The organism is Streptomyces sp. NPDC053673 (assembly GCF_055585225.1).
In genome coordinates, this window is the sequence record NZ_JBVJKN010000015.1 from 158,619 (window position 1) to 180,351 (window position 21,733).

Consider the following 21,733-nt stretch of genomic DNA (forward strand, 5'->3'; position numbering starts at 1 on the left):
TGTATGGGATGTCCCCGACCGCTTACGACCCTACCTCCCCGGGGCAGCGGGAGTGACATCGAGCACGCCCGCACATTCCGGTGCGCGCCGATGGCCCGTACCTACCGACAAGTACGGGCCATCGGGGCTCGATGCGACTACACAGGGTCAACGCCGCAGCGCGCTGAGCGCCTTTCCGATGATCTGCTTGCGCTCGGCCGCGCTCGCCACATGCTCCAGGCCGAAGCCGAGGAGCACGGTGTCATGGGTGGCGACGGCCGCGTAGGAGTGGAAGAGCGCCGGTGAGCGCGCCCAGTCCGAGCCGTTGCCCGGGCTGCCTGCCGGCGGTCCGGTCACGGTCCACGGGCCGAGGGCGGTCTCGAAGCCTTCCGCGCCCTGCGGGGTACCGCCGATGACGAGGCTCGTGTCGTCGGCGAAGACACCGAGGCCGCCGGTGCCCGGGTCGGAGATGTAGGAGATGGACAGCTCGACCTGCTTGCCCGCGTAGGCACTCAGGTCGACGGAGACCGGCTGCCAGCCGTTGGAGCTGCCGGTGAACCGGTTCCAGCCGCCGGTCGTGCCGGTCGGCGCGCAGCTGTCGGCTCCCACGGTGAGGTAGTGGGCCAGGAAGGGATGGCCGCCGACGTAGAAGCCCGCGTCGCACTCCGCGGGGGTCTCGGTGGTCGTGCCGCCGTTGGCGTCGGGCAGGGTCGTCCAGTCGTCCTGGCCGACGGTGTGGGCTTCGACGACCACGTTGTCGTAGTCCTGCTCGGTGTCGTAGCTGAGCTGGAAACGGAGGCCGGGCGCGGCCGACGCCGCCGTGCCGGTCAGGTCGACCGTCCGGCTGAGCCGCATCCAGGAGTCGTCGGAGTGCCGGGCCGCGGCGAAGGAGCTGCCCTCGTACGGCTCGAAGGGGGTGCGCACACCGGGGTAGTCGCCCGCGGCCGAGCTGCGGAACTGCGGGAACTGATCGGGCTTCAGGGTGTCGGAGGTGACGGTGTACGCGCCCGCCGCGTTCAGCGGGTTGGCCGTGGCGTCGCCGAGGACCGCCTTCGTCCCGGCGAAGGATCCCGTTCCGGCGAATCCGGGCGGGGACTTCAGTCCGGCGCGGCGGTACGCGCCGAGGTAGTACTGGGCGAAGTCGTCCGATTCGGCGCGGCCGATGTTGATGTTCCCGCCGTTCTCCTCACCGGCGTTGATGAGCTTGCCGCCCTCGTTGACGAAGTCGCGGACGGCGAACATCACCGGGCCGGACGGTTTGCCGGCACCCGTGTACCAGACGACGGTCCGGAAGTGGGACAGGACGCCGAGGGCGTGCGGCGTGCCCTGGGTGGCGACGTCCCAGACGGCGGCCTTGCGGCCGTTGTCGGCGAGCGCCTTGGTGTAGGCGGCGGTGTGCTGGGCGGGGGTGCCGGGTGCGCCTTCCTCGGCGAGCACGAGGGTGTCGGCGCGGGGCCGTTCGGCGACGGTGTACGTGAACGGGGTGCTGGAGACCCGCTTGCCGTCCCGGGTGCGGCCGGTGAACCAGACCTCGACCTTGTCACCGGCCCCGGCGCCTTCCACCTCGGCACGGTACTGGTCGAAGCGGATGTTGTCCTCGCCGCCGTAGACGTCGCCGCCCTTCCAGGCCGTGAGGTCCTCGTCGTGCGTACGGCCGCCGTTGATGCGGTAGTTGAGCTCCTTGTCACGCAGCGACCTGCGGGCGGTGACGGAGACTTGCTGGTCGCCACGCGCGTACGAGACCGAGAACGGGTCCGGGGTGAAGTCCGGGGCCTCGATGCCGACCGGGGAGGACGGCCGGTCGGGGTGGGCGGCGGTCTCGGCGACGGCGAGAGCGAACGGGATGTTCTTGGCGAACTCCTGCTGGATCAGCTTCTCGTCGTCGGGGAAGGTGAAGACGGACGCGCAGTCGCCCGGCTCCCAGGGGTCGTTCGGGTCCACCCGGGACGCGGTCGCGCACGTCGACATCTCGGGGGTGAACATCATCATGCCGTTGACGTTGGCCGCGTGGCCGTCGGCCTCGCCGTTGGTGGTGTACAGCTCGGAGGAGAGCTGGGGGCGGTAGCCGGGTACGGCGGACTTCTGGGGCGTACCCGCAAGGGACTTGTAGAGGACGTCGTCCGGGGTCGGGGAGGCGACCTGCCAGCCGACGCCGTAGAGCAGCAGCTGGGCGGCGGAGTGGTAGTTGATGCCGTACTCGAAGCCGATGCGATCCTGGAAGGCGTCGAGGGCCCTGGTCTCGGGTTCGGAGCCGGGGGCCGTGCCGCGGAAGGTCTCGTCGGCGGGGTCGGGGGACGAACCCTCGTTGTCGTAGCCCCACTTGTAGGAGAAGTTGCGGTTGAGGTCGACGCCGTCGCCGGGGGTGATCCTGCCGTCACGATTGTTGTCGCGGAGGTTCTTGCGCCACTGGCGGTTGTCGGGCGACGCGTGTGTGTAGTCGTAGCCGTCGGGGTTGGCGGAGAGCACGAACCACAGCTCGGTGGTGTCCACGATCCTGGTGATGCGCGGGTCCTTGCCGTAGTTCGCGAGGTAGTGGTGGAGCAGCCGCCGGGTCATCTCGGGGGTGATCCACTCACGGGCGTGCTGGTTGGAGAGGTAGAGAGTGGCCGGCTTGGCGCCGTCGCGGTACTTCTTGGCGCCCTTGGTGACCTTGAGGGCGAGGATGTCCTGGCCGTCCAGGCTCTTGCCGATGCTGACGGCCTTGGTGATCGAGGGATTGGCGCCGGCGGTGGCGAGGATCTCCTCCTTGAGCCCGCCCTTGCCGCCGTAGGGGCGGAAGACGCCGTCGCCCGCGGCCGCGAGGCGCTTCCCGGCCGCGGCGGGGACGGTGTGCTCGGTGATGCCGACGCCCTTCCCGCGCAGCTCGCGGGCCTGTTCGTCGGTGAGGTACATCTCGATGGTGGCGGTGCCCGTGTCCGGCACCTGTTCCGTCAGTTCATGACCGTCGGCACCGGCCGCGAGGAGCAGCGGAACCTGTGCCCTGGTGACCTTCGCATGCCATACGGACAGTCCGTCGTCCTCTCCGCCCTGGTCGGCCCGAGCGAGTGGCGCGGCCGCCAGTCCGGCGATCAGGAGTGAGGTCGCGGCAAGGATCGATCTTGCTCTTCGTCTCATTGGCCCCCCTTGCTTTCGTCTGTCGCGAAAGAAACAGATGCCAGGCTCATGACAGTTCATGATCATGTCAAGATGGCGTGAGGGGCGAGTGTCGTCAGGTGCGGGCCGGGGATACGGAAACGCCGCTGCCGGCGCCCATCCGGGCGCCGGCAGCGGCGAGTTGGGGGCTCTCAGCCCACCAGGCCGTCGGCCATTTCATCCGTGAGGTTGGACTCCGTGCCCGGGATGCCGAGGTCCTGCGCACGCTTGTCGGCCATGGCCAGGAGGCGGCGGATGCGGCCCGCGACCGCGTCCTTCGTCAGCGGCGGGTCGGCGAGGGCGCCCAGCTCCTCCAGGGAGGCCTGCTTGTGCTCCATGCGCAGCCGGCCCGCTGCGGCGAGGTGCTCGGGCACCTCCTCGCCGAGGATCTCCAGCGCGCGCTGCACCCGCGCACCGGCGGCCACCGCGGCGCGCGCGGAGCGGCGCAGATTGGCGTCGTCGAAGTTGGCCAGGCGGTTGGCGGTGGCACGGACCTCGCGGCGCATCCGCCGCTCCTCCCAGGCCAGGACCGACTCGTGCGCCCCCAGCCGGGTCAGCAGCGCGCCGATCGCGTCGCCGTCGCGCACCACGACCCGGTCCACCCCGCGCACCTCGCGAGCCTTCGCGGCGATGGAGAGCCGGCGCGCGGCGCCGACCAGCGCCAGCGCGGCCTCCGGGCCCGGGCAGGTCACCTCCAGCGAGGAGGAGCGGCCCGGCTCGGTGAGCGAACCGTGCGCCAGGAAGGCCCCGCGCCAGGCCGCCTCGGCGTCGCACGTGGCTCCGGAGACGACCTGCGGCGGCAGTCCGCGAATGGGCCGGCCCCGGCCGTCGACCAGACCGGTCTGGCGGGCGAGTTGGTCACCGCCCGCAACGACCCGTACGACGTAGCGCGACCCGCGACGCAGCCCGCCCGGGGCCATCACGACGAGGTCCGAGGCATGCCCGAAGATCTCCAGGATGTCCTTGCGCAGCCTGCGCGCCGCGATGCCCGTGTCCAGCTCCGCCTCGATCACGATGCGGCCGCTGACCAGGTGCAGCCCGCCCGCGAACCGCAGGATCGCCGAGACCTCCGCCTTTCTGCAGCAGGTCCGGGTGACGGGGAGCCGGGAGATTTCGTCCTTCACCGCTGCCGTCATCGCCATGGGCCGATCCTTCCATGCATCCGAAAAATACGGTCGTACGCGGCGGCCAACAGCTCCGGATCGTGCTTCGGAGCCCCGTCGGGCCTGGCCACCGGCGCCAGCTCGACCGCGGCACCGAACCGCTCGGCGGCGTCGGCGAGGGACTCGCGGTCGGGCACGGCGGCCTCGTCGGCCAGCACCACGTCCAGGGCGAGTTTAGGGGCGTGTCGCCCCAAAACCTCCAAATGACGCTGCGGAGAGAACCCCTCCGTTTCTCCCGGCTGCGGCGCAAGGTTGAGGGAGAGAACACGGCGGGCCTTCGTCTCGACCAGCGCGTCCAGCAGCTCCGGCACCAGCAGATGCGGGATCACCGAGGAGAACCAGGAGCCCGGCCCCAGCACCACCCAGTCGGCGTCGAGGACCGCCGCCACGGCCTCGGGGACGGCCGGCGGATCGTTCGGCACGAGGTGCACGGACTGCACCTCGCCCCGGGTCAGCGCCACCGTCGCCTGCCCCCGGACCGTGCGGATCTCGTCGGGACGGTCGGGGTCGTGCCCCTTGACCAGCGCCTGCAGCTCCAGCGGTACGGCGGACATGGGCAGCACCCGGCCGTGCGCGCCGAGCAGCTTGCCGACCAGGTCCAGCGCCTGCACATGGTCGCCGAGCTGTTCCCAGAGGGCGACGATCAGCAGATTGCCGACCGCGTGCTCGTGCAGCTCGCCCTGGGACTGGAAGCGGTGCTGGATGACCCTGGCCCAGGTCTGGCCCCAGTCGTCGTCACCGCACAGCGCCGCCAGCGCCTTGCGGAGATCGCCGGGCGGCAGCACGCCGAGCTCCTCCCGGAGCCGGCCGCTGGAGCCGCCGTCGTCGGCGACGGTGACGACCGCGGTGAGGTCGCCGGTGATCCGGCGCAGGGCCGCCAGCGACGCCGAGAGACCCATTCCGCCGCCGAGCGCGACGACCTTGGGCTGGGCGCCGCGCCTGCGGCCGGTGCGGGGCGTGTCGCTGCCCCGCAGCCGGCGCAGACGAAGAGTACGACCGGTCACTCGCGCCCCATGTCACGGTGGACGACGACGGTCTCGATCCCCTCGGAGCCGAGCCGGGCGGCGAGCTTCTCGGACATGGCGACGGAGCGGTGCTTGCCGCCGGTGCAACCGACGGCGATCGTCACGTACCGCTTGCCCTCGCGCCGGTAGCCCGCCGCGATCAGCTGCAGCAGCTCGGTGTACTGGTTGAGGAACTCCTTGGCGCCCGGCTGGTTGAAGACGTAGCCCGACACCTCCTCGTTGAGGCCGGTGAAGGGGCGCAGCTCCGGGACCCAGTGCGGGTTCGGCAGGAAGCGGCAGTCCACCACGAGGTCGGCGTCGACCGGGAGGCCGTACTTGTAGCCGAACGACATGACGGTGGCCCGCAGCTCCGGCTCCTCGTCGCCCGCGAACTGGGCGTCCATCTTGGCGCGCAGCTCGTGGACGTTGAGGCTGGAGGTGTCGATCACCAGGTCGGCGTCGCCGCGCAGCTCCCGCAGGAGGTCCCGCTCGGCGGCGATGCCGTCGACGATGCGGCCGTCGCCCTGCAGCGGGTGCGGGCGGCGCACGGACTCGAAACGGCGCACCAGGGCCTCGTCGGACGACTCAAGGAAGACGATCCGCCGGGTGACCTGCTTGGCGTCGAGGTCCGCGAGCGACTCGCGGAGATTGTCGAAGAACCGCCGGCCGCGGACGTCCACGACGACGGCGATACGGGCCACATTGCCCTGGGAACGGGCGCCGAGCTCCACCATGGTGGGGATCAGCGCGGGCGGCAGGTTGTCGACGACGAACCAGCCGAGGTCCTCCAGGCACTTCGCCGCGGTGCTGCGGCCCGCGCCCGACATTCCGGAGATGATCACGAGCTCGGGGATGGCCCCGTCGGCGGCCGGCCCGGCCTCGCTCGTCGTACCCGTACTCACGTCTCCTGCTCCGTGTTCTTCTCGGTCGGTGCTGTCGTGCTGCGGGCGGCCGGGCTCGCTGCCCGCCGGCCCGGTGCCGCCGGGTGCGGCGGCGTCCGGTGCGGCCGTGCCTCCCGGTGCGGTGCCGCCCTCGCCGGTGCCCGCCTGCCCGGCCCCGGCCTGCTCAGGTCTGGTGTGCTCGGTCATTCCGTGCTGCCCCCGTCCTCGGTCGTTCCTGCTGCCCCGTCGTCCTCTTCAATGATCTCTCCTGTCGCCGTATTCACGGCGGGCGCGGCCGGGGCCGCCTGGGCGAGGGCCACGACGACGGATTCGGCCGTCTTCCGGCCCATGCCGGGGACCTCACAGATCTGCTCGATTGTCGCCTGCCGCAGCCGCTTCACCGAGCCGAAATGCTTGATCAAAGCCTGCTTGCGCGTTTCGCCCAGGCCGGGCACCGCGTCGAGCGGGCTGGTCCGCAGCCGCTTGGAGCGCTTGGAGCGCTGGTAGCGGATCGCGAAGTCGTGAGCCGTGTCACGGACGCGCTGGATGAGGTAGAGCCCCTCGCTGGAGCGCGGCAGCACGACCGGGTCGTCCTCGCCCGGCAGCCATATCTCCTCCATCCGCTTCGCGATGCCGCACACGGCGACGTCGTCGATGCCCAGCTCGTCCAGGGCCCGCTGGGCGGCCGCGACCTGCGGCTGACCGCCGTCGACGAGCACGAGCTGGGGAGGGTACGCGAACCGCTTCGGCTTCCCGTTGCCCTCGTCCGCCGGAACCTCACCGTCCTCGGCCGACCGTGCCCCGCCTTCGGCGGGGAGATCCCATTCCCCCGTCTTCTCCTTCTCGGCCAGATAGCGCCTGAAGCGCCTGCTGATCACCTCGTGCATCGAGCGGACGTCGTCCTGGCCCTGGCCGTGCCAGACCTGCGTGTCTCCGACACGGCCCTTGATCTGGAAGCGCCGGTACTCGCCCTTGCGGGGCAGACCGTCCTCGAAGACGACCATGGACGCCACCACGTCCTCGCCCTGCAGATGCGAGATGTCGAAGCACTCGATCCGCAGCGGCGCCGACTCCAGGCCCAGCGCTTCGGCGATCTCCTCCAGGGCCCGGGAGCGGGTCGTCAGATCGCTGGCGCGCTTGGTCTTGTGCAGCACGAGGGCCTGCTGCGCGTTGCGCCCGACCGTCGACATGAGGTCCTTCTTGTCACCGCGCTGCGGAATGCGCAGCGACACGGTCGCCCCGCGCCGCCCGCTCAGCCACTGGGTGACCGCGTCGACGTCCTCGGGGAGGGCCGGGACGAGGACCTCCTTGGGGACGGCGTCGCCGCTCTCCTCCCCGTACAGCTGCTGCAGCGCGTGCTCGACCAGGCCCGCCGTGTCGACCGCCTCGACCTTGTCGGTGACCCAGCCGCGCTGGCCGCGCACCCGGCCGCCGCGGACGTGGAAGATCTGGACGGCGGCCTCCAGCTCGTCCTCGGCGACCGCGATCAGATCGGCGTCGGTGGCATCGGCCAGCACCACCGCGTTCTTCTCCATGGCCCGCTTGAGGGCCTCGATGTCGTCGCGCAGCCGGCCCGCCCGCTCGTACTCCATCTCCTCGGCGGCCGCCATCATGTCCTTCTCCAGGCGGCGGATGTACGTGCCGGTGCGGCCGGCCATGAAGTCGCAGAAGTCCTCGGCCAGTTCGCGGTGTTCCTGCGGGGTGACCCGCTCCACACACGGCGCCGAGCATTTGCCGATGTAGCCGAGGAGGCAGGGGCGGCCGGTCCGTGCGGCGTTCTTGAAGACCCCGGCGGAGCAGGTCCGCACGGGAAAGACCCGGAGCATCAGATCGACGGTCTCGCGGATCGCCCACGCGTGCCCGTACGGACCGAAGTAGCGCACGCCCTTCTTCTTGGCGCCGCGCATGACCTGGACCCGGGGGAACTCCTCGTTCATCGTCACTGCGAGATACGGATAGCTCTTGTCGTCCCGGTACTTGACGTTGAACCGGGGGTCGAACTCCTTGATCCAGGAGTACTCCAGCTGCAGCGCCTCCACCTCGGTGGAGACGACCGTCCACTCCACGGAGGCCGCGGTCGTGACCATCGTGCGCGTGCGCGGGTGCAGACTCGCCAGGTCCTGGAAGTAGTTGGCGAGCCGCTGCCGCAGGCTCTTCGCCTTGCCGACGTAGATCACCCGGCGGTGCTCGTCACGGAACCTGTAGACCCCTGGCGAGTCGGGGATCTGACCCGGCTTGGGTCGGTAGCTGGAGGGGTCTGCCATGCCGCCCACCCTACTGGCGGCCGCCGACAACCGGGGCCCGCCGGCCGGACGCCGACGGGCCGCCGGGGCTCCCCCGTGCCCGTGCCGCGAACGGGCGCAGACGCAGGGTGCCGGGGAGCTCGAGGGTCGGAGGATCGCGTCCGGACGCGTGCCGTGAGCATCTGCCGTTGTCCGGACCGGATCAACACGCTTCAATGCCGGGAGATATGCGGCTGCGAACGGCGCGTACGGGGTGTGAACAGCCGCTTTCGGTCCACCTGCACGCCCGCGGCCGGCGGCGAGACGACCCGCCGAGCCGCCGTGAACGTTCACTGAGGAGTCCCCATGGGGCACGCCACGCACCCCGCGCACACCGAGGCCGAGCTGGCCCAGGTGCTGCACACCGGCCCCTTCCATCTGGCGCTGCGCGCGGCGCTCGCGGTGCGCGGACTGCCGCTCCAGCGGGTCCAGCACCATCTCGCACACCGCGGGATCAAGGTCGGGGTGACCAGTCTGAGCTACTGGCAGCAGGGCGCGCGCCGCCCCCAGCGCCCCGAGTCGCTACGAGCCGTACGAGCCCTGGAGGAGGTGCTCCAGCTGCCGGGGAACTCCCTGCTGCGGCTGCTCCCCGAGGGCGGCGGGCGGGCCGGCACGGACCGCCCCGCCGCACGGTCGTACCGTTCGCTGGTCGAGGTGTCCGGCGTGGTGGAGCGGCTGCTGGCCGGGCTGGAGCAGCCGGCGGACGGCGGACTGCACACCGTGGGGCACCACGAGCGGGTACGGATCGGGGCGGGGCGCGAGCTGCTGGGGCGCGACTCGCAGCATGTCGTGCGGGCCCACCGCGACGGGATGGACCGTTATCTGGCGATACACCGGGGCGATCCCGGCTGCGACCCCGCACGGGTGGTGGTGCGGGCGACGGAGAACTGCCGCACGGGGCGTGTGCGGAGCGACCGGGAGACCGGGGTGCTGGTGGCGGAGCTGCTCTTCGACGCGCGGCTGCGGGCGGGCGAGACGTACCTCTTCGGCTACGGCTTCGAGGACGGGACCGCGGGGCCGAGCGGTGAGTACATGCGGGGTTTCAGCTTCGCGGGCGGGCAGTACGTGCTGCAGGTGCGGTTCGACGAGGCGGCACTGCCGGTGCGGTGCCGGCGCTTCGCGCAGGCCTCCGCGGGGGCGCCACGGACGGGCCGTACGGACCTGACGCTGAGCGGCCGGCACCGAACGGTCCATCTGGTCGAGCACGGGGTGCGGCCCGGGATCCTGGGGATCGCCTGGGACTGGGACTGAGTCGAGGCCTGAGACTGAGTCGAGGCCTTGGACTGAGTCGAAGCCTTGGTCAGGCCAGGGTCGTGGCCTGGGGCTGAGTCCCTGGCCGCAGGGCCCTACGCGGACGGCCCGGCGACGAGCTTCCCGTCGCGCACCGTGACGGGGACCTCCGGGAGCGGCACGGTCGCCGGGCCCTGGACGGCCTCGCCGGTGGTGCAGTCGAAGCGGCTGCCGTGGCAGGGGCAGTTCCCCTCCGTGCCCTCCACCTTGTCCAGGACACAGCCGGCGTGCGTGCACTGCGCGCTGAACGCCTTGTACTGGCCCTTCGCCGGGCAGTGCACGACGAGTCGCTGCTCGCGGAAGAGCTTGGCGCCCCCGACCGGAACCGCGTCCGCGGCGCCGAGCTCGACCGGCGCGGTCGGGGTCGGGACCTGGGCGTGGCCCACCTTGGAGTCGGTGGAGCAGGCGGCGACCCCCAGCCCGGCAGCCCCGGCGAGGGCGGCGCCTTTCAGCACGGTACGGCGGGCGGCGAGGTGGCCGGACATGAAGTCTCCACTGGTCAGAGGTGGGGGGGGGTTGGCGACAGACCCGACGATACCGGCGCAGATCGCGGGGCCTGCGGGCGGGTCGTGCCCGGAGACGCACTGTCGCGCCCCGGAACGATGGGTTACGTTTTCAGCCGTGATCGTCGTCGCCGGTGAGTCCCTGATCGACCTGGTCCCGCAGCAGGCGGAGGTCGACGGCGGACGGTTGCCGGCGCTGCTTCCACGACTCGGCGGCGGCCCGTACAACACTGCCGTGGCGCTGGGCCGACTGGGCGCGACCGTCACCTTCTGCTCACGCGTCTCGACGGACGGCTTCGGCGAGGCACTGCTGGACGGGCTGCGCGCGGCGGGCGTCGGCACGTCCCTGGTGCAGCGCGGACCGGAGCCCACGACGCTCGCGGTCGCCGCGATCGGGGCGGACGGCTCCGCGGGATACGGCTTCTACGCGTCCGGCAGCGCGGACCGGCTCTTCGAGCTGCCGCCCGAACTGCCCAGTGAGGTCCGGGCGTTGGCGTTCGGGACGTGCTCGATGGTGCTGGAGCCGGGAGCGAGCGCGTACGAGGCGCTGCTGCGGCGGGAGGCGGGGCGCGGGCGCTTCACCCTGCTCGACCCGAACATCCGGCCGGGGCTGATCCCGGACCCTGACGCGTACCGGGCGCGGTTCGCGGGCTGGCTGCCGTCGGTGTCGATGCTGAAGCTCTCCGAGGACGACGCGAAATGGCTCGGTGACTCCCCGCAGCGGTGGCTCGGAGAGGGCCCCTCGGCGGTGGTGCTGACGCGCGCGGAGCGGGGGCTCACGGTGTACACCCGGGACGGCCTGGAGGTTTCCGTCCCGGCGGAGGCGGTGACCGTCGCGGACACGATCGGCGCGGGCGACACGGTGAACGCGGCGCTGCTGCACGTCCTGGCACGGCTCGACGTGCTCTCCCCGGAGGCCCTGCTCGCCCTGACCGGGCCCGGCTGGCGCGAGGTCCTCACCTTCGCGGCCCGTTCGGCGGCGCTGACCTGCTCCCGCACGGGCGCGGAGCCGCCGTACGCGTCGGAGTTGGGGTAGCGCCCATCGACGGGCCCGCCGCCCCCGGGCGGCGGCGGGCCCGTCGCGGTCCGCAGGTCAGGCCTTGCGCGCCCGGCTGCGAGCCGGGGCCGCCTTCTTCACCGGCGTCGCGTTGGCCGTGACCGTCTTCTTCTTGACCGCGGTGGCGTTGGCCGTGACCGTGTTCTTCTTCACCGCGGTGGCGTTGGCCGAGACCGTCTTCTTGGCCGCGGCCTTCTTCGCCGCCGTCTTGCGGGACTGCGGCGGCACCGCGTCGCTGATGCGCTCCGGGCTCAGGATGTCCCGCAGGAACTTGCCGGTGTGGCTGGCGGGGACGCCCGCGACCTGCTCCGGGGTGCCCTCGGCGATGACGAGGCCGCCGCCGTTGCCGCCCTCGGGGCCCATGTCGAGGACCCAGTCCGCGGTCTTGATGACGTCCAGGTTGTGCTCGATGACGATCACCGTGTTGCCCTTGTCGACCAGCCCGGACAGCACATTGATCAGCTTCGAGATGTCCTCGAAGTGCAGACCGGTGGTCGGCTCGTCCAGGACGTAGACCGTGCGGCCCGTGGAGCGCTTCTGCAGCTCCGAGGCCAGCTTCACGCGCTGCGCCTCACCACCCGACAGCGTCGGCGCCGACTGCCCGAGGCGGACATAGCCGAGGCCCACCTCGTTGAGCGTCTTCAGATGGCGGGCGATCGTCGGCACGGCCTCGAAGAAGTGCAGCGCCTCCTCGATCGGCATGTCCAGCACCTCGGCGATGGACTTGCCCTTGTAGTGGACCTCCAGGGTCTCCCGGTTGTAGCGCGCACCGTGGCAGACCTCGCACGGGACGTACACATCCGGCAGGAAGTTCATCTCGATCTTGATCGTGCCGTCGCCCGAGCAGTTCTCGCAGCGGCCGCCCTTGACGTTGAAGGAGAAGCGGCCGGGCAGATAGCCGCGGACCTTCGCCTCCATCGTCTCCGCGAAGAGCTTGCGGACGTGGTCGAAAACGCCGGTGTACGTGGCCGGGTTGGAGCGGGGCGTCCGGCCGATGGGCGACTGGTCCACGTGCACGACCTTGTCGACGAGATCGTCGCCGTCCACGCGCGTGTGCCGGCCCGGGACCGACTTGGCGCCGTTGAGCTCGCGCGCCAGGTGCGTGTACAGAATGTCGTTGACCAGCGTCGACTTGCCGGAGCCGGAGACTCCGGTGACCGCCGTGAGGACGCCGAGCGGGAACGACACGTCGATGTCCCGCAGGTTGTTCTCCCGGGCGCCGTGCACCGTCAGCTGCCTGGCCGGGTCCATGGGGCGCCGGATGTCCGGCGTCGGGATGGACTTCTTCCCGGAGAGATACTGCCCGGTCATCGAGTCCTTGTTGTCCAGCAGCTGCTTCAGCGGGCCGGAGTGGACGACCTTGCCGCCGTGCTCGCCGGCACCCGGGCCGATGTCGACGACCCAGTCGGCCACCTTGATGGTGTCCTCGTCGTGCTCCACGACGATCAGGGTGTTGCCCATGTCCCTGAGGCGGACCAGGGTCTCGATGAGCCGGTGGTTGTCGCGCTGGTGCAGGCCGATGGACGGCTCGTCCAGGACGTACAGCACGCCGACGAGTCCGGAGCCGATCTGCGTGGCGAGCCGGATGCGCTGCGCCTCGCCGCCGGAGAGCGTGCCGGCCGCGCGGTTGAGCGAGAGGTAGTCGAGACCGACGTCGACCAGGAACCTCAGCCGTTCGTTGACCTCCTTGAGGACCCGCTCCGCGATCTTCTTGTCGCGGGCGTTGAGCCTCAGCTCCCCCAGGAACTCGGCGCACTCGCTGATCGACATCGCGGAGACCTCGGCGATGGACTTCTCCATGACCGTGACCGCAAGGACGATCGGCTTGAGGCGGCTGCCCTCACAGGTCGGGCAGGGCACCTCGCGCATGTAGCCCTCGAAGCGCTCCCGGCTGGAGTCGCTCTCGGCCTCGCTGTGGCGCCGTTTGACGAAGGAGACCGCACCCTCGAAGGCGGGCGTGATGTACGCCCGCTCCCTCCCGTACCGGTTCCGGTAGCGGACCTCGACCTGGGTCTTGTGGCCGTACAGCAGGGCCTTCTTGGCCCGCTGCGGCAGCCCCGCCCACGGCATGTCGGTGGAGAAGCCGAGCGCCTGGGCGAGCCCGCCGATGAGCCGCCCGAAGTACTCCTTGGTGTGGCCGTGGGACCAGGGGTGGATCGCACCCTCGTCGAGCGACCGCTCCTCGTCGGGAACGATCAGCTCGGGGTCGACCTCCATGCGCGTGCCGATGCCGGTGCAGTCGGGACAGGCGCCGAACGGCGAGTTGAAGGAGAAGGAGCGGGGCTCCAGCTCCTCGAAGGACAGGTCGTCGTACGGGCAGTACAGATGCTCCGAGTACATCCGCTCGCGCTCGGGGTCGTCCTCGGGGAGGTCGACGAAGTCGAGCACGACCATGCCGCCGGAAAGGCCGAGCGCGGTCTCGACGGAGTCGGTGAGCCGGCGCTTGGCACTGTCCTTGACGGTGAGACGGTCGACGACCACCTCGATCGTGTGCTTCTCCTGCTTCTTCAGCTTGGGCGGCTCGGTGAGCTGAATGGTCTGTCCGTCGACCCTCGCCCGCGCATACCCCTTGGTCTGGAGGTCGGCGAAGAGGTCGACGAACTCGCCCTTGCGCTCGCGGACGAGCGGCGACAGCACCTGGAAGCGGCTGCCCTCGGGGAGCTCGAGCACCTTGTCGACGATGGCCTGGGGCGACTGGCGCGAGATGGGGCGTCCGCACTCGGGGCAGTGCGGCTTGCCGATCCGGGCGAAGAGCAACCGGAGGTAGTCGTACACCTCGGTGATCGTGCCGACCGTGGAACGCGGATTGCGCGACGTGGACTTCTGGTCGATCGAGACGGCCGGGGAGAGACCCTCGATGAAGTCGACGTCCGGCTTGTCCATCTGGCCGAGGAACTGCCGGGCGTAGGAGGAGAGCGACTCCACGTACCGGCGCTGCCCCTCGGCGAAGATCGTGTCGAACGCGAGGGACGACTTACCCGACCCCGAGAGCCCGGTGAAGACGATGAGTGAGTCACGCGGGAGGTCGAGCGAGACGTTCTTGAGATTGTGCTCGCGAGCGCCACGGACGATGAGACGGTCGGCCACGCCGGGTCCGCACCTTTCTTGAGAGAGGTCGTGAGAAGAATCGGGGGCAGAGCCCCCGTCGCGGACTGCTCCAGGCTAGGGGGACCACGAGACCGATGACTGCCGGACGGATGAATGCCCGACTTCCAAGGATGCCTCCAACGAGCCTATAGCACGCGCATTCGATTTTCGGGCGCGCACGTCACCTTCACTCGAACGAGTGGCGGGGCTATCGTCTTCCCCATGATCGATCCCGTGCGTGACCTGGCATCAGTACGCGAAGCGACGGACCGGCTCCTCACCGCAGCCGCCGCCCTGGACAACGCGGCGGTCGCGGAGCCGTCACTGCTCCCCGGCTGGACCCGCGGCCATGTCCTGGCCCATCTCGCCCGCAACGCGGACGCTCTTGTGAACGTGCTCCAGGGCCGCCCGATGTACCCCGGCGCGGAAGCGCGCGAGGCGGACATCGAACGCGACGCGCCCCGCCCGCTCGCCGTCCACCTCGACGACGTACGCGACAGCGCCGCCCGCTTCCAGGCGGTGGGTGCCGAGGAGACCGGCTGGGCCCGGATCGTGGAGCTGCGCAACGGTGTGAAGGACGCGGCGGCCCGGATTCCCTTCCGGCGGCTGGTGGAGGTCGAGCTGCACCATGTCGACCTGGGCATCGGCTACGAGCTGGAAGACCTGCCGGACGAGTTCGTCCGGCGCGAGATCGACTTCCTCGCCGAGCGTTTCGGCGGCCACAAGGACGTGCCGTCGACCGGTCTGGCCGCCGAGGGCGGGCAGACCTGGACGACCGGCGGCGGGGCAAGCGGTGGTCCCGTTGGCGTCAGGGGGCCCGCGCCCGAGCTCCTCGGCTGGCTGTCCGGCCGCCGCGACGGCTCGGCACTGGTGGCCACCGGCGGCCCGCTGCCGGTGCTGCCGCCCCTGTAGTCGGCTGAGTACGCTGACCCCATGACATACAGCGGAGCGGTGAAGGTCGGCGGTCCGGCGGATGTGCACGAGCTCGCGGACCTGATGATCTCCAAGGTCGCCGTCGGCCCCATGGACAACAACTCCTATCTGCTGCGCTGCCGGACCACCGGCGAGCAGCTGCTGATCGACGCGGCCAACGAGGCCGAGACACTGCTCACGCTGATCGGTGACGACGGCATCACGGCCGTCGTCACCACCCACCGGCACGGCGACCACTGGCAGGCCCTGGCCGATGTGGTCGCGGCGACCGGCGCGCGCACCTACGCGGGCCGTTACGACGCGGCGGGCATCCCGGTGCCGACCGATGTGCTGGTCGAGGACGGGGACTCGATCAAGGTCGGCCGGGTCGAACTCACCGCCCGTCATCTGGTGGGCCACACCCCCGGCTCGATCGCTCTCGTCTACGACGACCCGCACGGCCATCCCCATGTCTTCACCGGCGACTGTCTGTTCCCTGGTGGCGTGGGCAACACCTGGAAGGATCCGGAGGCGTTCGCCTCGCTGATCCGCGACGTCGAGACGAAGCTCTTCGCGGTGCTGCCGGACGAGACCTGGGTCTACCCGGGCCACGGCAACGACACCACGCTCGGTAACGAGCGGCCGCACCTACCGGAGTGGCGCGAGCGCGGCTGGTGATCGACGGGTGAGCGGCCGACGGGGCGGTCGGCCACGGACGACAGGGGCGGCAAGGGCGGCAGCGGGGTGAAATCCGGGCGCCGGTCGCCCGGTCGCGGTGAGCGAGATCGCTCCGGCATGCTTCCGCGCGCCCCCGTAACCACGGGCGATTACGGGTAGTTGGCGCGACATGCGCACACGTCACTCTCCGTCGCCGCCCTCCTCTCCGTCGCCCTCGTCCCCGCCGTCGCCCCCCTCCATGACCCGGCTCGCGGCAGCCGCGCTCGCCGGGACGGCCGTCGAGTTCTACGACTTCTTCGTCTACGGCACCGCCGCGGCACTGGTGCTGGGGCCGCTGTTCTTTCCTACGTTCTCGCCGCTCGCCGGGACGCTCGCCGCTTTCGGCACGTTCGCGATCGGTTTCCTTTCGCGGCCGCTCGGCTCCGTGCTCTTCGGGCACATCGGTGACCGCTACGGGCGTCGGCCGGTGCTCTTCGCCTCGCTGCTGCTGACCGGGCTGGCCACGGTCGCCGTCGGCTGTGTGCCGTCGTACGCGACCCTCGGCGTCACCGCTCCCCTCCTGCTGCTGGTGCTGCGCTTTCTGCAGGGCCTCGGGCTCGGCGGCGAATGGGGCGGCGCAGTGCTGCTGACGGCCGAGCACGCGCCCGCGGGGCGCCGCGGGCTGTGGGCGAGCTTCCCGCAGATCGGGCCGGCCGTCGGATTTCTGCTGGCCAACGGGGTGATGCTGGCGCTGTCCGCCGGGCTGAGCGACGCCCAGTTCCGGGAGTGGGGCTGGCGGGTACCGTTCTGGGCGGCCGGTCTGCTCGCGGTGGGCGGACTGCTGCTGCGCAGCTCTCTGGCGGAGACGCCGCAGTTCGAGCAGATCACCGAACGGGCGCGGCTGCCGCTGGCCGAGGTGCTGCGCGGCCACTGGCGGCTGGTGCTGCTGACCGCCGGGGCGCTCTCGGTCGGCTACGCCGTCTTCTACGCGGTCTCCACCTGGGCGCTGGCATACGGCACGGAGAAGCTCGGGGTGAGCCGTACGGCGATGCTCCTCTGCATCATGGCGGCCGTGGCCGTGAAGGGTGCGGCGACGCCGTTCCTGGCGATGCTCGGTGACCGCTACGGGCGGCGGCCGCTGTGCCTCATCGGGTGCGCTGCCATCGCGCTGTGGATGTTCCCGATGGCCGCGCTGTTGCAGACCGCCGAGCCGGTGCTGATGTTCGCCGGGTTCCTCGGCGCGCTGTTGGCCTTCATCACCATGTTCGCCGTGGTCGCGGCATATCTGCCGGAGCTGTACGAGCCGAGGGTGCGGTGTACCGGCGCGGCGGTCGGCTACAACCTGGCGGGCGTGCTGGGCGGCGCGCTGACGCCGATCGTGGCCACGGCGCTGGCGGGCGGGAGCGGCCCGCCGTGGGGTGTGGCCGCGTATCTGACCGGGATGGCCCTGCTCAGCCTCGGGTGCTTCGCGCTGCTGCCGGAGACTTTGCCGGCGCGGACGACGGACGCGCAGCCCGCGGAGGCACGGGCGACGGCCTGACGCGCCCGGGACGTCAGCCGTCAGCCGTTCGCTGTTCGCTGTTCGCTGTTCGCGTGCCACGCAGACACCGGCCGGGTTGCTGGGCAACCCGGCCGGTGCGGCGCGCCGCATGTCGCGCGGGTGAGGCGTCGAAGGCCGGACGGTCAGACCTCGATGCCTTCCTTCTGCGTCGGCTCGACGGCCCCGCCGGCTTCCGCGGCTTCCCGCCGCTCCTGCCTCCTGGAGGCGATGAGGCTGGTGATCGTGGTGACGATCAGGACGCCGCAGATGACCGCCAGCGAGAACGGGATGGAGATCTCGGGGACATGGAGCCCGGACTCGTGCATCGCGTGCAGCACGAGCTTGACGCCGATGAAGCCGAGGATCACCGACAGCCCGTAGCTGAGGTGGACCAGCTTCTTGAGGAGCCCGCCGATCAGGAAGTACAGCTGGCGCAGACCCATCAGCGCGAAGGCGTTGGCCGTGAAGACGATGTACGGGTCCTGGGTCAGGCCGAAGATCGCGGGGATGGAGTCCAGCGCGAACAGCACATCGGTGGTGCCGATGGCGAGCATCACGACCATCAACGGGGTCAGCACACGCTTGCCGTTGACGCGGATGAAGAGCTTCGTGCCGTGGTAGCGGTCGGCGACGCCGAACTTCTTCTCGATGGACTTGAGGAGCCGGTTCTCCTCGAACTCGTCCTCCTCCTCGTCGGAGCGCGCCTCCTGGATGAGCTTCCAGGCGGTGTAGATCAGGAACGCGCCGAAGATGTAGAAGACCCACGAGAAGCTGGCGATGATCGCGGCGCCGGCGGCGATGAAGATGGCCCGCAGGACCAGGGCGATCAGCACACCCACGAGCAGCACCCGCTGCTGGAGGTGGGACGGCACCGAGAACTTCGCCATGATCAGGACGAAGACGAAGAGATTGTCGACACTGAGCGACTTCTCGGTGATGAAGCCCGCGAAGAACTCGCCGGAGGCCTGGCTCTCACCGGCCAGCAACAGGCCGAGGCCGAAGAGTGCGGCGAGGACGATCCAGACGACCGTCCAGATTCCGGCTTCCTTGACCGACACGTCATGCGGCTTGCGCCCGATGAAGAAGTCGACCGCGATCAGGGCGGACAGACCAAGAATGGTCAGCGCCCACAGGGTCCACGAAACGTCCACTGCGCCTCCGGCGTCGTACGGCTACTGATCAGCGTCGTCGCTGCCGGAGGTCTCTTCCACCCGGGCGGCCTGGTGCCGCACCACGGGCCGGCGCCCCGGGACTGGTCTATGTCTGTCCGTCCGTACTGACGGGCACGCCGCACATGGGGAGTACTCCCCTCCGCGCAAAGAACAGTACAGGAAAGACCAAAGGAAGGTAAAGGCAGGGGTAATGAAGTCGTCAAGTCAGCAGTTCAGGGCCTCACGAGGAATCAGCGTCGCCAGGTGCGGCGCGCTTCGGCGACCTGGGCCAGCACCTGCTGGAGAACCGCGCTGCCCGGGGGGATCTCGGGCGGCTCGTACGTCCAGGAGTGCTGCACCCACGGGTCGGCGAGGTGGTCGTCCGGAACGGGAGTGATCCGCAGGAGCGACCGCCACAGCGGGTCGAGCACCGGTCCGTAGGCGCTCGCGTCCTCGCGGTCCGCGACCATCAGCAGATGGACGCCGACGGCCGGCCCTTCGTCGGCGAGATAGCGCAGCTGGGTGACCGCCCGGTCGTCGAAGCCGTGCGGGAAGTCATTGACGATCAGCAGCTGCTCGGAGGTGTCCAGATCGGGCGGCAGGGCGTCGGCCGCTCCGCCGCGCACTGCCATCTGCACGAGGTCGACGCGCTGGGTGAGCTTCGCGAGTACGGCGGAGACGCCCTGGGCGCCCACGGCCGGCGGCTCGTCCAGGACACCGGAGCGCGCCAGCGGGGCGAGCGAGGCCGCCGCGGAGCCCGCCGGGTCGATGACGTGCACCGTGAACTCGCCGGCCGGATAGACCGCGAGCAGCCGGGCGGCATGCGCGACCGCGGTGTCCATGGCGAGCCTGCGCAGCTGCGCCTCGTCCATCAGGGACGCGGCTTCGGACGCAGCGCGGCCGCTGTCCACCCACAGACCGCGCTCCAGCGGCAGCCGGATCAGCATCGGGATGCGGAGCTCCGGGCGCTCGGGCAGATGGAGATCGCCGAGGCGCAGGGCCATCGGGATCTCCATGGGGACGCGGTAGCCGTGCCAGACGGGGTTGTCCCAGCGGGCGAACGCGGGCGGCAGAGCGGGTTCGACGACCTCGGACTCGGCGATCAGCTGGGCCAGATCGCGGTCGAGGACCTCCCGGGCCCGCTCGGTCAGCTGGTCGTGCTTGGCGCGGGCCGCCTCGCGAGCGGGGTCCCCCGCTCCGCCGATCCGGCTGCGCGGGTCGGACAGGGCCCGGTCGAGCTCCTGGTCGAGCCGGGACTCCGCGAAGTCGACCGCACTGCGGTACGCCGCCGTCGTACGGGCGAGGTCCTCGAACATGCCCCACACCTGGTTGTACAGCCGCTCCTCCATGGACCAGCCGGTGGCATCACCGGCGACCGGCGTGGGCGGGCGGCCTGCCTCGGCGGGCGGTGCGGCCGGGGGCGGCGGAGGCGGCGCGACGGACTGGCGGCGCGGGTGCGAGTAGTTGATGGGGCCGTCGGCGGCCTGGCCCTGGCCCTGTCCGTGTCCGGGGGAATGGGGAGTCCCGTCGGCGGGCGTGTCGGCCGGGCCGTGGCCCTGGGCCGGCGTGTTCGGGGACTGCGTACTCGGGGACTGCGCAGGCGAACCGGAACCGTGTCCGGGGCCGGGTCCCGAGTCGCCGCCTGTGCCGTTCGCTGCCGCCGGGGCGCCGTGGCGCACCTCGGTGGTGCGGGGCGGCGGTGTCCCGACCGTACGGGCGAGGCCGGGCGCGACGGCCTCCTGAATGGCGGCGGCGAGCTCGCCCGCGCGGTCGAGGCCCTGGTCGGCGAGGAGTTCGGCGAGGCCGCCCGCGTACCCCTGGCCGACGGCGCGGACCTTCCACACGCCCTGGCGGCGGTAGAGCTCCAGGGCGACGACGGCGGATTCGGTGTCCAGACCGGTGATGGTGTAGCTGGCGATCTCGGTGCCGTCGGGGCCGGTGACGGCGACGAACGGGGCGGCGACGGCGCCGAAACGGACCGGGGCGGCCGGCCCGATGGGCAGCGCGAGCAGGAGCGTCAGCCGGTGCACGGCGGCAGGCACGGCGTCCAGGTCCACGGTGAGCCGGTGGTCGGCGGTGGCCTGCCGGGAGACCTCGACCCCGGGGAGGGCCGGCTGGGCGGGGTGGGCGACCCATTCGATGCCCGGCACCCGGCCGTCCTCGTCCCCGAGGGCGGCGCCGGCCACGACGGGCTTGCCGGCCGACACCCGGATCTCCAGTCGGGTGTGGGGCAAGGGATGGTTCTGCCCCCGGACCAGCTCGGCCGTCATTGCCTCTGTCCCCTCGGTGGTAAGCGGTGCAGCTCCCGGCGGCCTGGTTGCCTCCGGGAGCTGCTCGTCGGGTGAAAACGGTGCCTTGTGCCTACAGATGCGGCAGGATCGACGGCATCAGGTCCTGGAACGTACGCCCGTTGGCCGGGTTGCCCAGGGCGGTCATCTGCCATCCGGACCCGACGCGGTGCACCTTCGCCATGATCTGGGCGGTGTACTGGCCGCCGCCGTCCAGCGTGTAGCGCGCGAGCTCCTGGCCGTTGGTCTCGTCGACGATGCGGCAGAACGCGTTCTGCACTTCCTGGAACGTCTGGCCCGTGAACGAGTTCACCGTGAAGACGATCTGGTCGATGTGGACCGGCACTCGCTGCAGGTCGACGAGGATCGCCTCGTCGTCGCCGCCCTGACCGGCGCCGCCGACGAGGTTGTCACCGGTGTGACGGACCGAGCCGTCGTCGCTCACGAGGTGCCGGAAGAAGACCACGTCCACCGGCTGCTTGTCGGCGAAGAGCACCGCCGAGGCGTCCAGGTCGACCTCCCGGGTGCGCGAGCCGAACAGGCCACGCCGCGGTGCGGCCTGCCAGCCGAGGCCCATCCGCACCGCGGTGAGGGTGCCGCCGCCCTGCTTCTCCAGGCTGATGGCCTGTCCCTTGGTCAGATTGACGCCGGGACCCCCGGGCGTACCGCCCTTGGATACGTCCACCACGCGCTGTCCCCTCTCCATGGTTCCCCCGCAACCGTCCATGTGTGCGGTTGCCCTGCACCCTACGCAGTCGGGCCGACAGCGCAGGAGACTTGGTCTGTTTTTGTGTCGGTGTTGAAACA

15 protein-coding genes are annotated in these 21,733 nt (G+C 70.9%); 5 read left to right on the top strand and 10 right to left on the bottom strand.

Annotated elements, in window-relative coordinates; genetic code table 11:
• Window positions 1–147: 147 nt before the first annotated feature.
• The 5 genes from ACZ6ZQ_RS22305 to uvrC form a co-directional block, all read right to left on the bottom strand.
• Entirely contained in the window at window positions 148–3,093 is a 2,946-nt protein-coding gene (locus ACZ6ZQ_RS22305) for a M14 family metallopeptidase (protein ID WP_469770242.1), read from the bottom strand.
• A gap of 170 nt (window positions 3,094–3,263) precedes the next feature.
• Complete coding sequence (whiA, locus tag ACZ6ZQ_RS22310; RefSeq protein ID WP_469770243.1) at window positions 3,264–4,253, bottom strand: DNA-binding protein WhiA; 990 nt, start codon at window positions 4,251–4,253, stop codon at window positions 3,264–3,266.
• Complete coding sequence (locus ACZ6ZQ_RS22315) at window positions 4,244–5,278, bottom strand: gluconeogenesis factor YvcK family protein (RefSeq protein ID WP_469770244.1); 1,035 nt, start codon at window positions 5,276–5,278, stop codon at window positions 4,244–4,246. The genes whiA and ACZ6ZQ_RS22315 overlap by 10 nt, the downstream gene beginning before the upstream one ends.
• Window positions 5,275–6,366: an RNase adapter RapZ gene (gene rapZ, locus ACZ6ZQ_RS22320; RefSeq protein ID WP_469770245.1), complete on the bottom strand. Its 1,092-nt coding sequence runs from the start codon at window positions 6,364–6,366 to the stop codon at window positions 5,275–5,277. Before rapZ ends, ACZ6ZQ_RS22315 begins: the two co-directional genes overlap by 4 nt.
• Window positions 6,363–8,423, bottom strand: a complete 2,061-nt coding sequence (gene uvrC, locus ACZ6ZQ_RS22325) for an excinuclease ABC subunit UvrC (protein WP_469770246.1) — start codon at window positions 8,421–8,423, stop codon at window positions 6,363–6,365. The genes rapZ and uvrC overlap by 4 nt, the downstream gene beginning before the upstream one ends.
• Window positions 8,424–8,747: 324 nt before the next feature.
• On the opposite strand from uvrC, the gene ACZ6ZQ_RS22330 reads away from it, so the two are divergent.
• The gene (locus tag ACZ6ZQ_RS22330) at window positions 8,748–9,692 is read left to right on the top strand and encodes a hypothetical protein (RefSeq protein ID WP_469770247.1); all 945 of its coding nucleotides are present in this window, start codon (window positions 8,748–8,750) and stop codon (window positions 9,690–9,692) included.
• A gap of 95 nt (window positions 9,693–9,787) precedes the next feature.
• Here the strand turns inward: ACZ6ZQ_RS22330 and ACZ6ZQ_RS22335 are convergent, their stop codons facing one another.
• Window positions 9,788–10,216 (bottom strand): Rieske (2Fe-2S) protein, encoded by a 429-nt coding sequence (locus ACZ6ZQ_RS22335; protein WP_469770248.1) that lies wholly within the window; start codon window positions 10,214–10,216, stop codon window positions 9,788–9,790.
• A 136-nt stretch (window positions 10,217–10,352) separates the two neighbouring features.
• On the opposite strand from ACZ6ZQ_RS22335, the gene ACZ6ZQ_RS22340 reads away from it, so the two are divergent.
• Complete coding sequence (locus ACZ6ZQ_RS22340) at window positions 10,353–11,270, top strand: carbohydrate kinase family protein (RefSeq protein WP_469770249.1); 918 nt, start codon at window positions 10,353–10,355, stop codon at window positions 11,268–11,270.
• Between the two features lie 57 nt (window positions 11,271–11,327).
• Here the strand turns inward: ACZ6ZQ_RS22340 and uvrA are convergent, their stop codons facing one another.
• Complete coding sequence (uvrA, locus tag ACZ6ZQ_RS22345; protein WP_469770250.1) at window positions 11,328–14,378, bottom strand: excinuclease ABC subunit UvrA; 3,051 nt, start codon at window positions 14,376–14,378, stop codon at window positions 11,328–11,330.
• 222 nt (window positions 14,379–14,600) lie between these two features.
• Here uvrA and ACZ6ZQ_RS22350 point away from each other — a divergent pair, with 222 nt between their 5' ends.
• The 3 genes from ACZ6ZQ_RS22350 (at window position 14,601) to ACZ6ZQ_RS22360 (ending at window position 17,487) form a co-directional block, all read left to right on the top strand.
• On the top strand, window positions 14,601–15,290 hold the full coding sequence (locus ACZ6ZQ_RS22350; protein ID WP_469770251.1) for a maleylpyruvate isomerase family mycothiol-dependent enzyme: 690 nt from the start codon (window positions 14,601–14,603) through the stop codon (window positions 15,288–15,290).
• A gap of 21 nt (window positions 15,291–15,311) precedes the next feature.
• The gene (locus ACZ6ZQ_RS22355; protein WP_469770252.1) at window positions 15,312–15,968 is read left to right on the top strand and encodes an MBL fold metallo-hydrolase; all 657 of its coding nucleotides are present in this window, start codon (window positions 15,312–15,314) and stop codon (window positions 15,966–15,968) included.
• A gap of 238 nt (window positions 15,969–16,206) precedes the next feature.
• On the top strand, window positions 16,207–17,487 hold the full coding sequence (locus ACZ6ZQ_RS22360) for an MFS transporter (protein WP_469770253.1): 1,281 nt from the start codon (window positions 16,207–16,209) through the stop codon (window positions 17,485–17,487).
• A 143-nt stretch (window positions 17,488–17,630) separates the two neighbouring features.
• On the opposite strand, the gene ACZ6ZQ_RS22365 is transcribed toward ACZ6ZQ_RS22360, so the two are convergent.
• The 3 genes from ACZ6ZQ_RS22365 to ACZ6ZQ_RS22375 all read right to left on the bottom strand — a co-directional run bounded on the left by ACZ6ZQ_RS22365 (window position 17,631) and on the right by ACZ6ZQ_RS22375 (window position 21,566).
• On the bottom strand, window positions 17,631–18,638 hold the full coding sequence (locus ACZ6ZQ_RS22365; protein WP_469770254.1) for a TerC/Alx family metal homeostasis membrane protein: 1,008 nt from the start codon (window positions 18,636–18,638) through the stop codon (window positions 17,631–17,633).
• A gap of 251 nt (window positions 18,639–18,889) precedes the next feature.
• Window positions 18,890–20,908, bottom strand: a complete 2,019-nt coding sequence (locus ACZ6ZQ_RS22370) for a TerD family protein (RefSeq protein ID WP_469770255.1) — start codon at window positions 20,906–20,908, stop codon at window positions 18,890–18,892.
• A 91-nt stretch (window positions 20,909–20,999) separates the two neighbouring features.
• Window positions 21,000–21,566 carry a TerD family protein gene (locus ACZ6ZQ_RS22375; RefSeq protein WP_469770278.1) on the bottom strand — a complete coding sequence of 189 codons (567 nt, stop codon included), beginning with the start codon at window positions 21,564–21,566 and terminating at the stop codon, window positions 21,000–21,002.
• Window positions 21,567–21,733: the final 167 nt, after the last annotated feature.